The following is a 17,488-nucleotide window of genomic DNA, read 5'->3' as shown; positions in this document are numbered from 1 at the left end:
CAACCTACAATCCCGATCTTCCCCCAATCGTCCGCCCGCGCGCGCCGTCCGTGCGCGCCGCGGCGTCCTTCCGCCGACGAGCCCCATGCCCGAACTCGCCAAGTCGTTCGAACCCGCCGCCATCGAAGCCCGCTGGGCCCCGGTCTGGGAATCCAGCGGCGCGCACGCGCCGACGCTGGACACCGCCAAGCCCTCGTTCTGCATCCAGCTGCCGCCGCCCAACGTCACCGGCACGCTGCACATGGGGCACGCGTTCAACCAGACGATCATGGACTCGCTGACGCGCTACCACCGGATGCGCGGCTTCAACACGCTGTGGGTCCCCGGCACCGACCACGCCGGCATCGCCACGCAGATCGTCGTCGAGCGCCAGCTGCAGGCCGTCGGGGAGTCGCGCCACGAACTCGGCCGCAAGAACTTCGTCGCCCGCGTCTGGGACTGGAAACACGCCTCGGGCGCGACGATCACGCGCCAGATGCGCCGCCTGGGCGACAGCGTCAGCTGGGACCACGAGTACTTCACGATGGACGACAAGCTCTCGCGCGTCGTCACCGAGACCTTCGTGCGCCTCTATGAAGAAGGCCTGATCTACCGCGGCCAGCGCCTGGTGAGCTGGGACCCGGTGCTGCAGTCCGCGGTCTCCGACCTGGAGGTCGCCAGCGAAGAGGAAGACGGTTTCCTCTGGCACATCCGCTACCCGCTGGAAGACGGCTCGGGCAGCCTGGTCGTCGCGACGACGCGGCCCGAGACCATGCTCGGCGACACCGCGGTGATGGTGCACCCCGAGGACGAGCGCTACACGGCGCTGATCGGCAAGCGCGTGAAACTGCCGCTCACCGAGCGCACGATCCCGGTCATCGCCGACGCCTACGTCGACCGCGAGTTCGGCACCGGCGTCGTCAAGGTGACGCCGGCGCACGACGCCAACGACTGGGCCGTCGGCCAGCGCCACGGCCTGCCGTCGATCGGCGTGCTGACGCTGCAGGCGACGATCAACGACAACGCGCCCGAGGCCTACCGCGGCCTGGACCGCTTCGAGGCGCGCAAGCGTGTCGTCGCCGACCTGGAGGCCCTGGGCCTGCTCGTCGAGACCAAGAAGCACCGCCTGATGGTGCCGCGCTGCGAACGCACCGGCCAGATCGTCGAGCCGATGCTGACCGACCAGTGGTTCGTCGCCGTCAACAAGCCCGGCGCCGACGGCAAGAGCATCGCTGCCAAGGCGATCGACGCCGTGTCCTCGGGCCAGGTGCGTTTCGTGCCGGAGCAGTGGGTCAACACCTACAACCACTGGATGAACAACATCCAGGACTGGTGCATCAGCCGCCAGCTCTGGTGGGGCCACCAGATCCCGGCCTGGTACGGTACGGGCGGCGAGATGTTCGTCGCACGCAGCGAGGAAGAAGCGCGTGAACGTGCCGCGGCGGCCGGCTACACCGGCGAGCTCAAGCGCGACGAGGACGTGCTCGACACCTGGTACTCGTCGGCGCTGGTGCCGTTCTCGACGCTGGGCTGGCCCGAGAAGACCGTCGAGCAGGAACTGTTCCTGCCGTCGTCGGTGCTCGTCACCGGCTTCGACATCATCTTCTTCTGGGTCGCCCGGATGATCATGATGACGACGCACTTCACCGGCAAGGTGCCGTTCCGCGACGTCTACATCCACGGCCTGGTGCGCGACGCGCAGGGCAAGAAGATGAGCAAGAGCGAAGGCAACGTGCTCGACCCGGTCGACCTGATCGACGGCATCGAGCTGCCGGCGCTGCTGGACAAGCGCACCACCGGCCTGCGCCGCCCCGAGACCGCGCCGCGCGTGCGCAAGGAGACCGAGAAGGAGTTCCCGGCCGGCATCCCCGGGTTCGGCGCCGATGCGCTGCGCTTCACGATGGCCAGCTACGCCAGCCTGGGCCGCAACATCAACTTCGACGCCAAGCGCTGCGAGGGCTACCGCAACTTCTGCAACAAGCTCTGGAACGCCACGCGTTTCGTGCTGATGAACTGCGAAGGCCAGGACTGCGGCCTCGGCGAGCAGGCCGACGCGGCCTGCGCCAGCGGCAGCTGCGGCGAGTACATGACGTTCTCGCCGGCCGACCGCTGGATCGTCAGCGAGCTGCAGCGTGTCGAGCAGGCGGTGGCCCAGGGCTTCACCGAGTACCGCCTGGACAACGTCGCCAACACGATCTACGCCTTCGTCTGGGACGAGTACTGCGACTGGTACCTCGAGATCGCCAAGGTGCAGATCGCCACCGGCGACGCCGCCGCGCAGCGCGCGACGCGGCGCACGCTGATCCGCGTGCTCGAGACCGTGCTGCGCCTGCTGCACCCGATCGCGCCGTTCATCACCGCCGAGCTGTGGGACACGGTCGCGCCGGTGGCCGGCCGCAAGGTGGCCGACTCGGTCGCCGGCGCGCCCTACCCCGTCGCCCAGCCGGAGAAGATCGACGCTGCGGCCGACGAGTGGGTGGCACGGCTGAAGGCCGTGGTCGGCGTGGTGCGCAACCTGCGCAGCGAGATGAACCTGTCGCCGGCCGAGCGTGTGCCGCTGGTCGCGTTCGGCGACGCAGCCTTCGTCGAGCAGGCCGCACCGCTGCTGAAGGCGCTGGCGCGCCTGGCCGAGGTGCGTGTGCCGGCCGACGAGGCGGCCTTCGCCGCCGCGACGCAGACCGCGCCGGTGGCGCTGGCCGGCGGCCTGCGGCTGGCGCTGCACGTCGAGATCGACGTCGAGGCCGAACTCGCCCGCCTGGGCAAGGAGATCACGCGGCTGGAAGGCGAGATCACGAAGGCCCGCGCCAAGCTCGCCAACGAGAGCTTCGTCGCGCGTGCGCCGGCGGCCGTGGTCGAGCAGGAAAAGGCGCGGCTGGACGGCTTCACGCAGGCGCTGGACCGCCTGCAAGCCCAACGAGCACGTCTGGCACCGTCTCGCTGAACGCCGCCTGGGGGTCGGCGACCCCCAGCAGCGAATCCAGCCGGCGCACCAGAGCCCAGGCGCCGCGGGCCCGCGCCTCGCGTGTCGAGGGCGCGAGCCGCGGCGTGACGTGCAAGGTGTCGACCTCGCTCAGCGGCCGCCCGGGGTCCAGCCAGCCGGGTTCCAGCCGGTCGAACCAGGCCGCGGCGATGCGCCCGCTCTTCAGCGCCGCAGCCAGCGCCGCCTCGTCGAACAGCGCCGCGGGCGACAGGCAGACCATCACCTGGTCACGCTTGCAGCTCTCGAGCAGGCGCTCGCCGAGCAGGCCGTGATAACGCGAGTAGTAGGCGAGCAGCACGACGACGACGTCGCAGGTCTCGAGCAGCTCGACCAGCGGCACCGGGCGGATGCCGGCCTGGCGCCAGGCGAGATCCGAGGCGTGCAGCGCCGGGTCGTAGCCGACGACCCGCGCGCCGAAGTTGCCGGCCAGCTGCGACAGCAGCCGCGCCGTCGGCGACATGCCGACGATGCCCACCGTCGACGACGACAGCTCGCGGCCGACGAAGACGCCGTGACCCTCGTGCACCGGCACGCGGCGCAGCAGCTGCAGCATCGCGGCGGTGGCGAACTCGGCCTCGGCCACCGACCCCGCGCCGGCCGGCTGCACGACGGCGATGCCGGCGCTCTCGCAGGTGATCAGGTCGATCGTGCCGGGGCCGCCCTCGAGCCGGCCGACCGCACGCAGCCCCGGCGCGGACAGCAGCAGGCGCGCGTCCATCGCCATCGTCGGCGGCACGACCACGGCCCGGGCCCGGGCGAGCAGCGCCTCGAAACGGCGAGGGTCCGAAGCCAGCGACGGGTCGAGGTGAACGGCACGTCGCTTGCCAAGCCAGTCGAGCGCCCGCTGCTCCAGCGGCTCGACGATCAGCACTTCCATGCAAAGACAGGCACTGACATGGGCCGAAGTCGGCTCGGCGGGTCGCGTGCCAGAATGAAATTCGAATCAACTCATTCTATGTAACCAAATGTTGGTCAAGAAGGCAATATTCCCGGTCGCCGGCCTCGGCACGCGATTCCTTCCGGCGACCAAGGCCCAGCCCAAGGAGATGCTGCCGGTCGTCGACAAGCCGCTGATCCAGTACGCCGTCGAGGAGGCCTATGCCGCCGGCGTGCGCGAGATGATCTTCGTCACCGGCCGCCACAAGCGCCCGATCGAGGACCATTTCGACATGACTTTCGAGCTCGAGGTGGCGCTGGAGCAGGCGAACAAGAAGGAGCTGCTGGAGGTCGTGCACAGCGTCAAGCCCGACGACATGGAGTGCATCTACGTGCGCCAGGCGCAGGCGCTGGGCCTGGGCCACGCGGTGCTGTGCGGCCGGCGCCTCGTCGGCAACGAGCCGTTCGCGGTGCTGCTGGCCGACGACCTGATGGTCGGCGAGCCGCCGGTGCTCCAGCAGATGGTCGAGCAGTTCGGCGAGTGGCGGGCCTCGATCCTGGCGGTGCAGGAAGTGCCGCAGGAACAGACGCGCCGCTATGGCATCGTCGACGGCACGCCGGTCAACGACCGCCTGGTCGACGTCACGCGCATCGTCGAGAAGCCGGCGCCGGCCGAGGCGCCGTCGCGGCTGGGCGTGGCCGGGCGCTACATCCTGACCCCGGGCGTGTTCCACGAGATCATGACCCAGCCGCGCGGCGTCGGCGGCGAGATCCAGCTCACCGACGGCATCGCCAGCCTGCTGCGGCGCGAGAAGGTCTTCGCCTACCGCTACGAGGGCAAACGTTTCGACTGCGGCAGCAAGGAAGGCTTCCTGCAGGCCAACGTCGAGCTGGCGCTGGCGCACCCGGAGCTGGGCCCCGGCTTCCGCGACTACCTGCGCGGACTGGAGCTGTAAGAGACGGCGGGCGCCGCCACAGCCGGCCCGCGTGAGATCGCGGCGGGACCGGGGTCAGGTCTCATGAGACCTGACCCCCCTTTAGCGCGAGACCGGCGGGAGTCCGGGGTCAGGTCTCACGAGACCTGACCCCGTCTCAGCGTGACCCCGTCAGCGGCGGCGCAGCCAATGCACGAACTCGGCGCCCTCGGCGTGCTGGTCGACGAGTTCGTTGCCGGTCTGGCGCGAGAAGGCCTGGAAGTCGCGCATCGACCCCGGGTCGGTGGCGACGACCTTGAGCACCTCGCCGCTGCTCATCACGGCCAGCATCTTCTTGGCCTTGAGGATGGGCAGCGGGCAGGTGAGCCCGCGGGTGTCGAGTTCCTTGTCGAAAGGCAGGGCGTCCATCGCGCCGGATTCTAGGCCGCTGGGGCCGCGTCATCGCGCGGCGGCCAGTCGATGAACACCGGCTCGTGACCACGCGAGCGCAACCAGTCGGCCAGCGCGTAGCCGGTGCCGGCGGGCCAGCAGCGCACCTCGGAAGGCTCGAACAGCCGGTACTCGGCGAGTTCGGGCGAAAGCCGGATCTCGCCGCGCGCCGTCGCATGCCAGGCGATGATGACCTGGTTCAGGCGCTGGAAGTCGTAGACGCCGACCAGTTCCAGCCGCTCGACCGTGAGGCCGGTCTCCTCGGCGACCTCGCGCCGGATGCCGTCCTGGGCGCTCTCGCCGGCCTCCATGAAGCCGGTGATCAGCGCGAACAGCCGCCCCGACCAGGCGGCGTTGCGCGCCAGCAGCAGCCGGCCGCCGCGGTCGGCGCACTCGACGATCGCCGCCAGCACCGGCGTCGGGTTGTTCCAGTGGGTCCAGCCGCAGGCCGGGCAGCGCCGCCGCGCCTTCGGGCCGCCGTCCTCGTCCAGCGTGATCCAGGCCAGCGCCGTGCCGCAGTGCAGGCAGAAGCGGGCTTCGTCGCCCATGGGGGCGGCGACGGCGTTCAAGCCGGGAAGACGCCGGTGGACAGGTAGCGATCGCCGCGGTCGCAGACGATGAAGACGATGGTCGCGTTCTCCACCGTGCGCGCGATCTGCAGTGCCACCCAGCAGGCGCCGGCCGCCGAGATGCCGCCGAACAGCCCTTCCTCGCGCGCCAGGCGGCGCGCCATGTCCTCGGCGTCGGCCTGGCTGACGAGCACCGTCTCGTCGACCGCCGCCGGGTCGTAGATCTTCGGCAGGTAGGCCTCGGGCCACTTGCGGATGCCGGGGATGCGCGAGCCCTCGGCCGGCTGGGCACCGACGATGCGCACCGCCGGATTGCGCTCCTTCAGGTAGCGCGAGACGCCGGTGATCGTGCCGGTGGTGCCCATCGCGCTGACGAAGTGCGTGATGCGCCCGCCGGTCTGCTCCCAGAGCTCGGGGCCGGTGCTCTCGTAGTGCACGCGCGGGTTGTCGGCGTTGGCGAACTGGTCGAGCACACGGCCCTTGCCGTCGTGCTGCAGGCGCTCGGCGAGATCGCGCGCGTACTCCATGCCGCCGGAGCGCGGCGTCAGGATGAGTTCGGCCCCGAAGGCCTTCATCGTCTGCGCACGTTCGATCGACAGGTCCTCCGGCATGATCAGCACCAGCCGGTAGCCGCGGATCGCCGCGGCCATCGCCAGCGCGATGCCGGTGTTGCCCGAGGTCGCCTCGATCAGCGTGTCGCCGGGCTTGATCTCGCCGCGCTCCTCGGCGCGCCGGATCATGCTGATTGCCGGGCGGTCCTTGACCGAGCCGGCCGGGTTGTGGCCTTCCAGCTTGCCGAGAATGACGTTGCCGCGGGCGGCGTTGTCGTCTCCGGGCAGGCGCTGCAGGCGCACCAGCGGCGTGCGGCCGATCGCGTCTTCCAGGGTCGGGTAGGCCGGTGCGGCCGTTGAATCCATCGTCGTCGCTCCTCGGCAGACATTGTGGCAGCGCCGGCGCCCGGCCGCCGGAACCCTGCATGACATAATCGTTCGAACCCCGGGCGAGCCCTGCTCCGCCCCGCGAGCCCGCGTGACGAAATCGGTAGACGTAGCGGATTCAAAATCCGCCGCCGCAAGGCGTGCCAGTTCGAGTCTGGCCGCGGGCACCACCCCACCCCGACCGTTTCCGCCGGGCGTGCCCGTCCGGCCCGATCCATGCCGCCGCTTCCCCCGGTCACCAAGACGCTGATCCTGATCTGCACGGCGGTGTTCTGCCTGCAGACCTTCGTGCCGCAATCGCTGACGCTGTGGCTGGCTCTGTGGCCGGTCGGCAGCGGGCTCTTCGGGCCCTGGCAGGTCGTCAGCTACGCCTTCCTGCACGGCGGCCTGTTCCACCTGTTCTTCAACATGCTGGGCCTGTGGATGTTCGGCTCCGAGCTCGAACGCGTCTGGGGCCAGAAGCGCTACCTGCAGTTCCTGCTCGCCGGCGCGCTGGCCGCGGCCGCGGCGCAGATGGCGGTGACGGCGATGACCGGCTCGCAGAATCCGACGATCGGCGCTTCGGGCGCGCTGTTCGCGCTGCTGCTGGCCTTCGGCATGCTGTTCCCGAACCGGCAGGTGATGCTGCTGATCCCGCCAATCCCGATGAAGGCCCGCACCTTCGTCGTCGTCTTCGGCGCGCTGGAACTGCTGCTGGGCTTCATGGACCGCGGCGACATCGCCCACTTCGCCCACCTGGGCGGCATGGTCGGCGGCTTCCTGATGATCCGCTACTGGCGCCGGCAGGCGCCGTTCGGCGGGCGCCGGCGCTAGAAGCCGGGCGGCTTCACCGCACGGTCTCTAGCCTCCGGCTCTGAACGTTGGGCTCCCCCGAGCCCCCTCCAGGAGGGTGCTCCAGCTCGCTCCGGAACACCCACCAGCCTCCCTCCGGGAGGGAGGCTCCGGTGGTTTGACGAAGTTTCGTAGCGATCAGCCCTTGGGCGCCAAGCCTTCCACGACCGTCGGGTAACGCAGCGCGACGCGCAGCTCGCGCTTGAGGCGGGTGTTGTCGAGCCGGCGCGACTCGCCCAGGAAGCTCATCGTCATCGCGCCCAGCGTGCGCCGGGCTTCGTCGCGGGTGACTCGCGGCGGCGCCGGCAGGCCGCAGACGCGGGCGACGAGCTCGTAGTAGTCGCCCATCGTGAACTCGCCGTCGTCGCTGGCGTGATAGACGCGCTGCGGCGCGGCGCGCAACAGCGTGGCGACACAGATGCGCGCCAGGTCGTCGGCGTGCACGTGGTTGGTGTACGGGTCGTGCGGCGGCAGCAGCAGCGGCGCGCCGCGGCGCACACGCTCGCGCGGGTCACCGCCTTCGCGATCGGGCGCGTAGATGCCCGGAACACGCAGCACCGCGACGCGCACGCCGTGACGGCGGCCGAAGCGCCGCACCTGTTCCTCGGCGTCGACACGCCGCCGGGCGCGCGGCGTGGCCGGCGCGACGGCGCGTGTCTCGTCGAAGCGTGCGCCGCCGGCGTCGCCGTAGACGCCGGTGGTGCTGGCGTAGACCAGCGTTTGCACGCGCCCCGCACGCGCCAGCGCCTGCAGCAGCGCACGCGTGCGCGGGTCGCCGTCGCCTTCGCCGGGCGGCGGCGCCAGATGCAGCACGAGGTCGGCGAGACCGGCCAGGCGGCCGAGCGTCGCCGGGCGGTCGAGGTCGCCGACGAGCGGCACGGCGCCCAGCGCCCGCAGCGCGGGCACGCGGTCGGGCGACGAGGTGAGCGCCAGCACGCGCCAGCGGCCGGCCAGGATCTGCAGGACGCGGCAGCCGACGTCGCCGCAGCCGACGATGAGCAAGGTGGGACGGGGCACAATGACGGGTGAGTTTACGTGTGCCGCCTGCCATGAGTTTCAGAGTCAAGGTCGAGCCCGCCGGGGTCGAGTTCGAGGTCCAGCGCGACGAGACGATGCTCGCCGCCGCCATCCGCCAGGGCGTGGGCCTGCCCTACGGCTGCCGCGACGGCGCCTGCGGCTCGTGCAAGTGCCGCCTGGTCGACGGCCGCGTCACGCACGGCGCGCACCAGCTGAAGGCGCTGACACCCGAGGAAGAGGCCGCCGGCCAGATCCTCAGCTGCTGCGCGGTGCCGCTGACCGACTGCGCCATCGAGGCGCGCGGCGTGCCCGCCGCCGGCCAGTTCCCGGTGCTGAAGATGCCGGTGCGTGTGCTGGCGATCGAACGCGCCGCGGCCGACGTCGCGGTGCTGAAGCTGCAGCTGCCGGCCAACCAGAACCTGCAGTACCGCGCCGGCCAGTACGTCGAGTTCATCCTGCGCGACGGCGTGCGCCGCGCCTACAGCATCGCCAACGCGCCGCAGCAGCTCGGCGAGCCGCCGGCCATCGAGCTGCACATCCGCCACATGCCGGGCGGCAGGTTCACCGATCACGTCTTCGGCGCGATGAAGGAACGCGAGATCCTGCGCCTGGAAGGCCCGCTGGGCAGCTTCTTCCTGCGCACCGACAGCACCAAGCCGATCGTGCTGCTGGCCAGCGGCACCGGCTTCGCGCCGGTGAAGGCGATCCTCGAGCAGATGCGGCTGGAGAAGATCGAGCGCCCGGTCGTGCTGTACTGGGGCTGCCGACGCCGCGCCGACCTGTATCGCCACGACTGGTGCGTCGAAGCCGCGGCGGCGATGCCGAACCTGCGCTACGTGCCGGTGCTGTCCGAACCGACGGCCGACGACGCCTGGGACGGCCGAACCGGCTTCGTGCACCAGGCCGTGATGGCCGACTGGCCCGACCTGTCGGGCCACCAGGTCTACGCCTGCGGCACGCCGGCGATGGTGGAGGCCGCGCAGCGCGACTTCGTCGCCCGCTGCGGCCTGCCGGCCGACGAGTTCTACGCCGATTCCTTCACCTCGGAGGCCGACAAGCACGGCCCGACCGCCTGATGATCTCCCGTCGCCACCTGCTCGCGGCCGGCGCGCTGGCCGCCACCGGCGCGCCGGCCTTCGCCGCCGACCACCGCCCGATCCGCCTCGTCGTGCCCTACCCGCCCGGCGGCCCGCTGGACACGGTGGCGCGTGCACTCGCCGAACGCGTCAAGGACAGCCTGGGTCAGGTCGTCGTCGACAACAAGCCCGGGGCCGGCGGCAACCTCGGCGCCGACTTCGTCGCCCGGAGCGCACCCGACGGCCACACGATCGTGATGGGCGCGGTCGCCACGCACGCCATCAACCCGTGGCTGTTCGCCCGGCTGCCGTACGACCCGGTGCGCGACTTCACGCCGATCACGCTGGTGGCCCAGGTGCCCAACGTGCTGGTGATGAACGCCGAGACCGCGGCGCGGCTGAAGATCGCGACGCTCGCCGACTTCATCGCCTACGCCAAGCGGCACCCCGGCCAGCTGAACTACGGCTCGGGCGGCAACGGCAGCGCCGGGCATCTGGCCGGCGAGATGCTGAAGTCGCTGGCCGGCGTCTACGCCGTGCACATCCCGTACGGCGGCGCCGCGCCGGCACAGCTGGCGCTGCTGGGCGGCCAGGTCGACTTCAACGTCGACAACCTGGCCGCGGCCTCGGCCAACATCCGCAACGGCAAGCTGAAGGCGCTGGCGGTGACGACGCCGCGCCGCGCCAGCGCGATGCCCGAGCTGCCGACCGCCGCCGAGGCCGGCCTGCCGGGCTTCGACATCAGCACCTGGTTCGGCCTCTTCGGCCCGGCCGGCCTGCCGGCGGACACGACGCAGCGGCTGAACAAGGCTTTCACCGACGCGCTGGCGGCGCCGGAGCTGAAGTCGCGCATGGCGACGCTGATGATCGAGCCGGCACCGACGACGCCCGAGCAGTTCGCGGCCTTCGCCAAGAGCGAGCTGGCGAAGTACCAGAAGGTCGTCCGGCTGTCGGGCGCCAGGGTCGACTGAGACCCGAAGCCGCGGTCGCGGCGGCGGGTCACGGATCACATGGACCCGTGACCCCGCACGATCACTTGCTGCCGGAGGACGTGGTGCCGGTCGTCTTCTTGGCGGGCGCCGTCTTGGCCGGCGTCGACGACTTGGCCGGCGTCGCGGCCTTGGCGGGGGCCGCCGGCTTGGTGGCGCCGTCCACGGACAGGCGGCCGCCGGTGCCCAGGCCGCCCTTGACGGTCTGGGCCTTGTAGTTGCGCAGGGCCTTGACCATCTGGTTGTAGGAGTCGGCGAAAGCCGCGACGATGACCTTGCCCTGCGGAGTCTTGGAGTAGGCACCGCCGCCCAGGCCGCCGAGCAGGCCGACACCACCCAGGATGCCGATGTCGAAGTTGCGCGCCGTGCCCTCGGCGGCCGAGACCTGCACGCCGGAGCGGTTGTCGATGAGCAGCAGCGTCGTCGACGCCTCGTTGGTCTGCACCGCACCGGCGATCGCGCCGGCCATGCCCGGCAGGAACGACGCCAGGCCGGCGCGGCCGGTGTTGCCGGAGAACTGGATCGACGGGCTCATCGTGTAGTCGGCCGCGACCACCTGGCCGCCACCGAAGTTGCTGCCCTGGCGCGACTCGCCGCTGCGCGCCAGGTTGCGCTCCATTTCCATGTTGCGCATCGCGCCGCCACGCTCGACGATGACGAAGCAGTTGCTCTGCTGGATCATCAGGCGCAGCACCGGCACGGTGGAGCCCAGGTTGTACTGGCTCAGCTGCAGGAACCAGGGTGCCGCGGTGTCTTCCTGCAGGGCCAGCGTGCCGAGCGACTCGGAGCACTTCTCGAGCGCGCCGTTGTCGCCCTCGGCGGTCTCGCCGCCGGCGGCGCCGGACACGGTGCCCTTGTTGGTACCCAGCGTCGGCGCCGTGGCCAGACACCCGCTCAGCAGCGCCGTTGCCGCCACGGCGACGGCGGACAGCAGCAGCGACCTCGGCACAGCCGACACGCGCTTGGCTTCAGACATGCATTCCTCCTCGATAAACCTGACTGACATCAGGAGCGCCCGCGGCACACGACCACGCGGCGTCCTCCCCTCGGATTCACGCTGCCGATGCTAGTCGGGTAAGGGGTTGTTGCAAGCATTCCGAGCGTGCCGCCCCCCCTATCGACGCAGGCGCGGTCACTCGCCCAGGTAAGCGGCACGCACCTTCGGGTCGTTGAGCAGCACCTTGGCGTCGCCGGTCATCGTGATCTCGCCCGAGTCCATCACGTAGCCGCGGTTGGCCAGCCCCAGCGCGCGGCTGGCGTTCTGCTCGACCAGCAGCACCGTCGTGCCGCGCTGGTGGATGTCGTTCACGACCTCGAAGATCTTGTCGACCATGATCGGCGACAGGCCCATCGAGGGCTCGTCGAGCAGCAGCACCTTGGGGCGTGCCATCAGCGCACGGCCCATCGCGAGCATCTGCTGCTCGCCGCCGGACATCGTGCCGGCGAGCTGGTTGCGGCGCTCCTTCAGACGCGGGAACAACGCGAACACCATCTCGATGTCGGCGTCGATCTCGTTGTCGTTGCGGATGAACGCGCCCATCTGCAGGTTCTCGACGATCGTCATGCGCGTGAAGGTGCCGCGCCCTTCGGGGACCATCACCAGGCCCTGCTTGACCAGGTCCCAGGCGCCCTGGCCGCGGATGCTGCGGCCCAGGTACTCGATCGTGCCTTCGGCCACCGGCTGGGTGCCGGTCACCGCCTTCAGCGTCGTCGTCTTGCCGGCACCGTTGGCGCCGATCAGGCTCACCAGCTCACCCTGGTGGACCTCGAAGTTCACGCCCTTGACGGCCTGGATGCCGCCGTAGGCCACCTTCAGACCGGTGACCTTCAACATCGTCGTGGTGCTCATGCTCAGTGTCCGCCCGCGCCCAGGTAGGCCTCGATGACCTTCTCGTTCTTCTGCACGTCCGCCGGGGTGCCCTCGGCGATCTGCTTGCCGTAGTCGAGCACGGTGACGCGGTCGCACAGCCCCATGACCAGCTTCACGTCGTGCTCGATGAGCAGGATCGTGCGGCCGTCGCGGCGGATGCGGTCGATCAGTTCGCGCAGCACGACCTTCTCGGTCGCGTTCATGCCCGCGGCGGGCTCGTCCAGCGCGATCAGCTTGGGGTCGGTGGCCAGCGCGCGCGCGATCTCCAGCCGGCGCTGGTCGCCGTAGGACAGCGTGCGCGCCTTGTACTCGGCGTACTTGCCGATGCCGACGTAGTCCAGCAACTCCTTGGCGCGCGCGGCGATCTCCGCCTCCTCGCGCTTGAAGCGGGCGGTGCGGAACACCGCGCCGCCGAGGCCCGACTTCGTGCGCACGTGGCGCCCGACCATCACGTTCTCCAGCGCCGTCATCTCGGCGAAGAGGCGGATGTTCTGGAAGGTGCGGGCGATGCCGGCCTTGGCCACCAGATGCACCGCGCTGGGCTTGTAGGGCTCGCCGCCGAGCTCGAACGTGCCGGCGTCGGGGATGTACAGGCCGGTGATGACGTTGAAGAACGTCGTCTTGCCGGCGCCGTTGGGGCCGATGAGGCCGTAGACCTGGCCCTTGCGGATCTCGATGCCGACGTCCGACAGGGCCTGCAGCCCGCCGAAGCGCTTGGAGACGCCTTGAACCTTGAGAATCGTTTCCGACATGTCGCTTCGCGTCCCTTCTCAGCGCATCAGCTTGGTGACCGGCCGCGGTGCGGCCTTGCCGTGTTCAGGCGAGGGCCACAGGCCGCGCGGACGCAGCAACATGATGGAGATCATCGCCAGCGCGATCAGCAGCTGGCGCAGGATGGCGGCGTCCAGCCGGCCGCCGGTCATCTCCTGCAGCGGGCCGGCGACATAGCGCAGCACCTCGGGCAGCGCGGCCAGCAGCACCGCGCCCAGGATGACGCCGGGGATGTGGCCCAGGCCGCCGAGCACGATCATCGCCACGATCATCACGCTCTCCTGCAGCGAGAACGACTCCGGCGACACGAAGCCCTGGAACGACGCGAACATCGAGCCCGACACGCCGCCGAAGGTGGCGCCCATGCCGAAGGCCAGCAGCTTCATGTTGCGCGTGTTGATGCCCATCGCCTTGGCGGCGATCTCGTCCTCGCGGATCGCCATCCAGGCGCGGCCGATGCGCGAGCGCTCGAGACGGTAGCTGATCAGCACGCTGAAGATCACCAGCGCCAGGAACAGGTAGTAGTACAGCGTGACCGCCGGCATCGTGAAGTCGCCGATCGTCACCGCCTTGCCGAACTCGAACCCGAAGATGTTCATCGGGTCGATGCGGTCGAGCCCGCGCGGCCCGTTGGTGATGTTCACCGGGTACTCCAGGTTGTTCATGAACACCCGGATGATTTCGCCGAAGCCCAGCGTGACGATCGCCAGGTAGTCACCGCGCAGCTTGAGCACCGGCGTGCCCAGCAGCACGCCGGCCAGCGCCGCCAATCCCGCTGCCAATGGGATGACCAGCCAGATCGGCGTGTGCAAGCCGTTGGGGAAGGCGTTGGCGATCCACTCGAAGTTCTCCATCAGGTGCGGAGACGCGAGCAGCGCGTACATGTAGGCCCCGACGGCGTAGAACGCGACGTAGCCCAGGTCGAGCAGGCCGGCGTAGCCGACGACGATGTTCAGGCCCAGCGCCAGCAGCACGTACAGCAGGGCCAGCGCCAGGATGCGCACCCAGCCCTGGCCGAACTGCTGCGCGAACAGCGGCAGGGCCAGCAGCGCCAGCGCGGCGATGATGAATAGGAAGAGCTTGTTCTTCATGGGAGTCGACCCGGAACTCAGGCGCGGTCGGCGACGCGTTCGCCGAGCAGGCCGGCGGGACGCAGCGTCAGCACGAGGATCAGCGCGACGAAGGCGAAGATGTCGGCGTAGTGGCTGCCGAGCACGCCGCCGGTGAGGTCACCGAGGTAGCCGGCGCCGATGGCCTCGACGAGGCCCAGCAGCAGGCCGCCGACCACCGCACCGGCGAGGTTGCCGATGCCGCCGAGCACCGCCGCCGTGAAGGCCTTCAGCCCGGGCAGGAAGCCCATCGAGTGCTGCACGGTGCCGTAGTTGGCGGCCCACATCACGCCGGCGACGGCGGCCAGCGTCGCGCCGATGATGAAGGTCGCGGAGATCACCATGTCCGGACGCACGCCCATCAGCGTGGCCACACGCGGGTTCTCGGCGGTGGCGCGCATCGCGCGGCCGAGCTTGGTGCGGTTGACCAGATACATCAGCGCCGACAGCACGACGACGGTGATGCCCAGGATCAGGCACTGCGTGACGGTGATGACCGGGCCGCCGAGGTCGATCGGATCGGTCGGCAGCAGCAGCGGATAGGGCTTGGGGTTCGGCTTCCAGATGATCATCGCGATGGTCTGCAGCAGCAGACTCATGCCCATCGCGGTGATCAGCGGGGCCAGCCGGGGCGCGTTGCGCAAGGGCTTGTAGGCCAGTTTCTCGATCGTGAAGTTCAGCGTCGAACAGATGACGATCGCCACGGGCAGCGAGATCAGCATCATCGCCCAGCCCGGCAGGCCCGAGTCGGCCATCAGGGTGACGACGGTCCAGCTCGTCAGCGCGCCCACCATCAACACTTCGCCGTGCGCGAAGTTGATCAGGTTGATGATGCCGTAGACCATCGTGTAGCCCAGTGCGACCAGCGCATACATGCTGCCGAGCACCAGACCGTTGATGATCTGCTGGAGGAATGTTTCCATCGAAAAGAAGTCTCCGGGGGTGATCCGCGCGGGCGTTCCGCGCGCCAGGGCAGTGCTAGCAAGAAGCCGGCCGGATCGTCTCAGTTTGTATGTAAAGCGAGGCTCGTCGGGCCTTCGACGCCGGCCGGACGTCGCGCAAGGGCGCGATTCTCGCCTGAAAACAAACGCTCACCCGGAAGTAGTCGCCGCATCGTCTAGCGCGCGAAGTTCTGCTAGGCGCTCGGCGATCCGGGCCTCCAGGCCACGTGCCGCCGGGGCGTAGAAGCGCCGGCCGACCAGGCCCTCGGGCAGGTAGCGTTCGCCGGCGGCGTAGCCTCCCGGCTCGTCGTGGGCGTAGCGGTAGCCCGCGCCGTGGCCCAGCGACTTCATCAGCTGGGTCGGCGCGTTGCGCAGGTGGTCGGGCACCGGCCGGCTGACGTCGCTGCGCACCAGCGCACGCACCTCGTTCCAGGCCTTGTAGACGGCGTTGGACTTGGGGGCGATCGCCAGATAGACCACTGCCTCGGCCAGCGCCAGCTCGCCTTCGGGCGAGCCCAGGCGCTCGTAGACCTCGGCGGCGTCCAGCGCCAGGCGCAGCGCGCGCGGGTCGGCCAGGCCGATGTCCTCGGCAGCCATGCGCACGATGCGCCGGGCGGCGTAGCGCGGGTCGGCACCGCCGTCGAGCAGGCGCGCCAGCCAGTACATCGCCGCATCGGGGTCGGAGCCGCGCACCGACTTGTGCAGCGCCGAGATCGTGTCGAAGAACTGGTCGCCGCCCTTGTCGTAGCGGCGCAGCAACTCGCCCAGCGCACGCTCGAGCACGGCCTCGTCGAGCTCGGGCACGTCGCCGGCGATGGCGACGAGGTTGTCGTAGGCGTTGAGCAGCCGGCGCGCGTCGCCGTCGGCGTGGGCGACAAGACGCGTGCGCGCGCTGTCGGTCAGCGGCGGCGCGCCGAGCAGCGCGCGGGCGCGGTCGAGCAGCACGCCCAGGTCCTCGTCGGCCAGCGACTTCAGCACGTGCACCGTGGCCCGCGACAGCAGCGCCGAGTTGACCTCGAAGGACGGGTTCTCGGTCGTCGCGCCGATGAAGGTGAACAGGCCCGACTCGACGTGCGGCAGGAAGGCGTCCTGCTGCGCCTTGTTGAAGCGGTGCACCTCGTCGACGAAGACGACGGTGGCCTGGCCGCGGCGGCGCGCGTCCTTGGCGAGTTCGACCGCGTCGCGGATGTCCTTGACGCCGGCCAGCACCGCCGACAGCACCAGGAACTGGGCATCGACCGAGCCGGCGACCAGCCGCGCCAGCGTCGTCTTGCCGACGCCCGGCGGGCCCCAGAGGATCATCGACGGGATGCGGCCGCTCTCGAAGGCCACTCGCAGCGGCCGGCCCGGGCCGAGCAGGTGCTGCTGGCCGATGACCTCGGCCAGCGTGTGCGGCCGCAGCCGCTCGGCCAGCGGCGCGCCGGGTTCGACGGCCGGCGCCGCGGCCGGGCGCGGCGGCGGTTCGTCGGCGAACAGGGAGTCCTGGGCGTCCATGACCGATTGTCGCCGAGCCCGAAATGCGCCCGGCCGGCGCCGCTTATCGCCGCTTCCGGCACCGCGCGCGCTGCACAGAATCTGCGCCGCGGCCGCCTGCCGGACCGCGACAGCACAAGACCTCCGGAAAAGGAGCCCGCATGAGCACCACCCTCGACCACCCGGCCGCGACCGGAGCCGACACCCACGACGCAGCCGCCGCCCAGGCCGCGCGCGAGTACCTGTCGTTCAAGCTCGGCGCCGAGGAGTACGGCATCGACATCCTGAAGGTGCAGGAGATCCGCGGCTACGAGCCGCCGACACGCATCGCCAATGCGCCGGTGTTCCTCAAGGGCGTCGTCAACCTGCGCGGCGTCATCGTGCCGGTGGTCGACATGCGGCTGCGCTTCGGCCTCGCCGATGCCGAGTACAACGGCTTCACCGTCGTCATCATCCTCAACGTCGCCGGGCGCACGGTGGGCATGGTGGTCGACTCGGTCAGCGACGTGCTCGAGCTCGCCGCCGGCCAGATCAAGCCGGCCCCGGAGTTCAGCGCCGCGGTCGACGCCAGCTACATCACCGGCCTGGGCACGCTGAAGACCGGCGACGACGAGCGCATGCTGATCCTGCTGGACATCGAGGCCCTGATGCGCAGCCCGGACATGGGGCTGATGGATCACGCCGGCGGCTGAGCCGGCGCCCCGG

Annotated in this window: 17 protein-coding genes and 1 tRNA gene; 7 read left to right on the top strand and 11 right to left on the bottom strand. The window is 70.4% G+C overall.

The window, feature by feature from the left end; all coding sequences use genetic code 11:
* The first annotated feature begins 85 nt into the window (after nucleotides 1-85).
* Nucleotides 86-2,920, top strand: a complete 2,835-nt coding sequence (locus G5B56_RS00930; RefSeq protein ID WP_164962062.1) for a valine--tRNA ligase — start codon at nucleotides 86-88, stop codon at nucleotides 2,918-2,920.
* On the opposite strand, the gene G5B56_RS00925 is transcribed toward G5B56_RS00930, so the two are convergent.
* Nucleotides 2,862-3,836, bottom strand: a complete 975-nt coding sequence (locus G5B56_RS00925; protein ID WP_009857075.1) for a D-isomer specific 2-hydroxyacid dehydrogenase family protein — start codon at nucleotides 3,834-3,836, stop codon at nucleotides 2,862-2,864. The two genes, G5B56_RS00930 and G5B56_RS00925, sit on opposite strands and share 59 nt — an antisense overlap.
* An 88-nt stretch (nucleotides 3,837-3,924) precedes the next feature.
* Between G5B56_RS00925 and galU the strand changes: the two genes are divergently transcribed.
* Nucleotides 3,925-4,791, top strand: coding sequence for a UTP--glucose-1-phosphate uridylyltransferase GalU (gene galU / locus G5B56_RS00920; RefSeq protein ID WP_009857074.1), 867 nt, complete (start codon nucleotides 3,925-3,927; stop codon nucleotides 4,789-4,791).
* A gap of 150 nt (nucleotides 4,792-4,941) precedes the next feature.
* Here galU and G5B56_RS00915 read toward each other — a convergent pair whose 3' ends face one another.
* Genes G5B56_RS00915 through cysM form a run of 3 tightly spaced genes read right to left on the bottom strand, consistent with a single transcriptional unit; the run spans nucleotide 4,942 to nucleotide 6,685 of the window.
* The gene (locus G5B56_RS00915) at nucleotides 4,942-5,178 is read right to left on the bottom strand and encodes a sulfurtransferase TusA family protein (RefSeq protein WP_009857073.1); all 237 of its coding nucleotides are present in this window, start codon (nucleotides 5,176-5,178) and stop codon (nucleotides 4,942-4,944) included.
* Between the two features lie 11 nt (nucleotides 5,179-5,189).
* Complete coding sequence (locus G5B56_RS00910) at nucleotides 5,190-5,747, bottom strand: NUDIX domain-containing protein (protein ID WP_009857072.1); 558 nt, start codon at nucleotides 5,745-5,747, stop codon at nucleotides 5,190-5,192.
* 17 nt (nucleotides 5,748-5,764) lie between these two features.
* Nucleotides 5,765-6,685, bottom strand: coding sequence for a cysteine synthase CysM (gene cysM, locus G5B56_RS00905; RefSeq protein ID WP_009857071.1), 921 nt, complete (start codon nucleotides 6,683-6,685; stop codon nucleotides 5,765-5,767).
* 106 nt (nucleotides 6,686-6,791) lie between these two features.
* On the opposite strand from cysM, the gene G5B56_RS00900 reads away from it, so the two are divergent.
* Nucleotides 6,792-6,876: transfer RNA gene (locus tag G5B56_RS00900), tRNA-Leu, on the top strand.
* A gap of 46 nt (nucleotides 6,877-6,922) precedes the next feature.
* Nucleotides 6,923-7,519 (top strand): rhomboid family intramembrane serine protease, encoded by a 597-nt coding sequence (locus G5B56_RS00895; protein ID WP_009857070.1) that lies wholly within the window; start codon nucleotides 6,923-6,925, stop codon nucleotides 7,517-7,519.
* 156 nt (nucleotides 7,520-7,675) lie between these two features.
* Here the strand turns inward: G5B56_RS00895 and G5B56_RS00890 are convergent, their stop codons facing one another.
* Nucleotides 7,676-8,554 (bottom strand): SDR family oxidoreductase, encoded by an 879-nt coding sequence (locus G5B56_RS00890; RefSeq protein ID WP_029718614.1) that lies wholly within the window; start codon nucleotides 8,552-8,554, stop codon nucleotides 7,676-7,678.
* Between the two features lie 32 nt (nucleotides 8,555-8,586).
* On the opposite strand from G5B56_RS00890, the gene G5B56_RS00885 reads away from it, so the two are divergent.
* Nucleotides 8,587-9,630 carry a CDP-6-deoxy-delta-3,4-glucoseen reductase gene (locus tag G5B56_RS00885; protein WP_009857068.1) on the top strand — a complete coding sequence of 348 codons (1,044 nt, stop codon included), beginning with the start codon at nucleotides 8,587-8,589 and terminating at the stop codon, nucleotides 9,628-9,630.
* Complete coding sequence (locus G5B56_RS00880) at nucleotides 9,630-10,601, top strand: tripartite tricarboxylate transporter substrate binding protein (RefSeq protein ID WP_164962061.1); 972 nt, start codon at nucleotides 9,630-9,632, stop codon at nucleotides 10,599-10,601. Before G5B56_RS00885 ends, G5B56_RS00880 begins: the two co-directional genes overlap by 1 nt.
* Before the next feature lie 61 nt (nucleotides 10,602-10,662).
* On the opposite strand, the gene G5B56_RS00875 is transcribed toward G5B56_RS00880, so the two are convergent.
* The 6 genes from G5B56_RS00875 to G5B56_RS00850 form a co-directional block, all read right to left on the bottom strand.
* Complete coding sequence (locus G5B56_RS00875; RefSeq protein WP_164962060.1) at nucleotides 10,663-11,595, bottom strand: CsgG/HfaB family protein; 933 nt, start codon at nucleotides 11,593-11,595, stop codon at nucleotides 10,663-10,665.
* Nucleotides 11,596-11,751: 156 nt separating this feature from the next.
* On the bottom strand, nucleotides 11,752-12,468 hold the full coding sequence (locus tag G5B56_RS00870; RefSeq protein ID WP_230248163.1) for an ABC transporter ATP-binding protein: 717 nt from the start codon (nucleotides 12,466-12,468) through the stop codon (nucleotides 11,752-11,754).
* Between the two features lie 2 nt (nucleotides 12,469-12,470).
* On the bottom strand, nucleotides 12,471-13,241 hold the full coding sequence (locus tag G5B56_RS00865) for an ABC transporter ATP-binding protein (RefSeq protein WP_009857064.1): 771 nt from the start codon (nucleotides 13,239-13,241) through the stop codon (nucleotides 12,471-12,473).
* An 18-nt stretch (nucleotides 13,242-13,259) separates the two neighbouring features.
* On the bottom strand, nucleotides 13,260-14,351 hold the full coding sequence (locus G5B56_RS00860) for a branched-chain amino acid ABC transporter permease (RefSeq protein ID WP_009857063.1): 1,092 nt from the start codon (nucleotides 14,349-14,351) through the stop codon (nucleotides 13,260-13,262).
* Between the two features lie 17 nt (nucleotides 14,352-14,368).
* The gene (locus tag G5B56_RS00855) at nucleotides 14,369-15,292 is read right to left on the bottom strand and encodes a branched-chain amino acid ABC transporter permease (RefSeq protein ID WP_009857062.1); all 924 of its coding nucleotides are present in this window, start codon (nucleotides 15,290-15,292) and stop codon (nucleotides 14,369-14,371) included.
* Between the two features lie 168 nt (nucleotides 15,293-15,460).
* On the bottom strand, nucleotides 15,461-16,804 hold the full coding sequence (locus G5B56_RS00850; protein ID WP_009857061.1) for a replication-associated recombination protein A: 1,344 nt from the start codon (nucleotides 16,802-16,804) through the stop codon (nucleotides 15,461-15,463).
* A gap of 140 nt (nucleotides 16,805-16,944) precedes the next feature.
* Between G5B56_RS00850 and G5B56_RS00845 the strand changes: the two genes are divergently transcribed.
* The gene (locus tag G5B56_RS00845) at nucleotides 16,945-17,475 is read left to right on the top strand and encodes a chemotaxis protein CheW (RefSeq protein ID WP_009857060.1); all 531 of its coding nucleotides are present in this window, start codon (nucleotides 16,945-16,947) and stop codon (nucleotides 17,473-17,475) included.
* Nucleotides 17,476-17,488 lie beyond the last annotated feature (13 nt).

It is taken from the genome of Rubrivivax sp. JA1026, assembly GCF_011065555.1.
Classification (GTDB): Bacteria; Pseudomonadota; Gammaproteobacteria; order Burkholderiales; family Burkholderiaceae_C; genus Rubrivivax; species Rubrivivax benzoatilyticus.
This window is presented reverse-complemented; position numbering and strand designations above follow the sequence as displayed.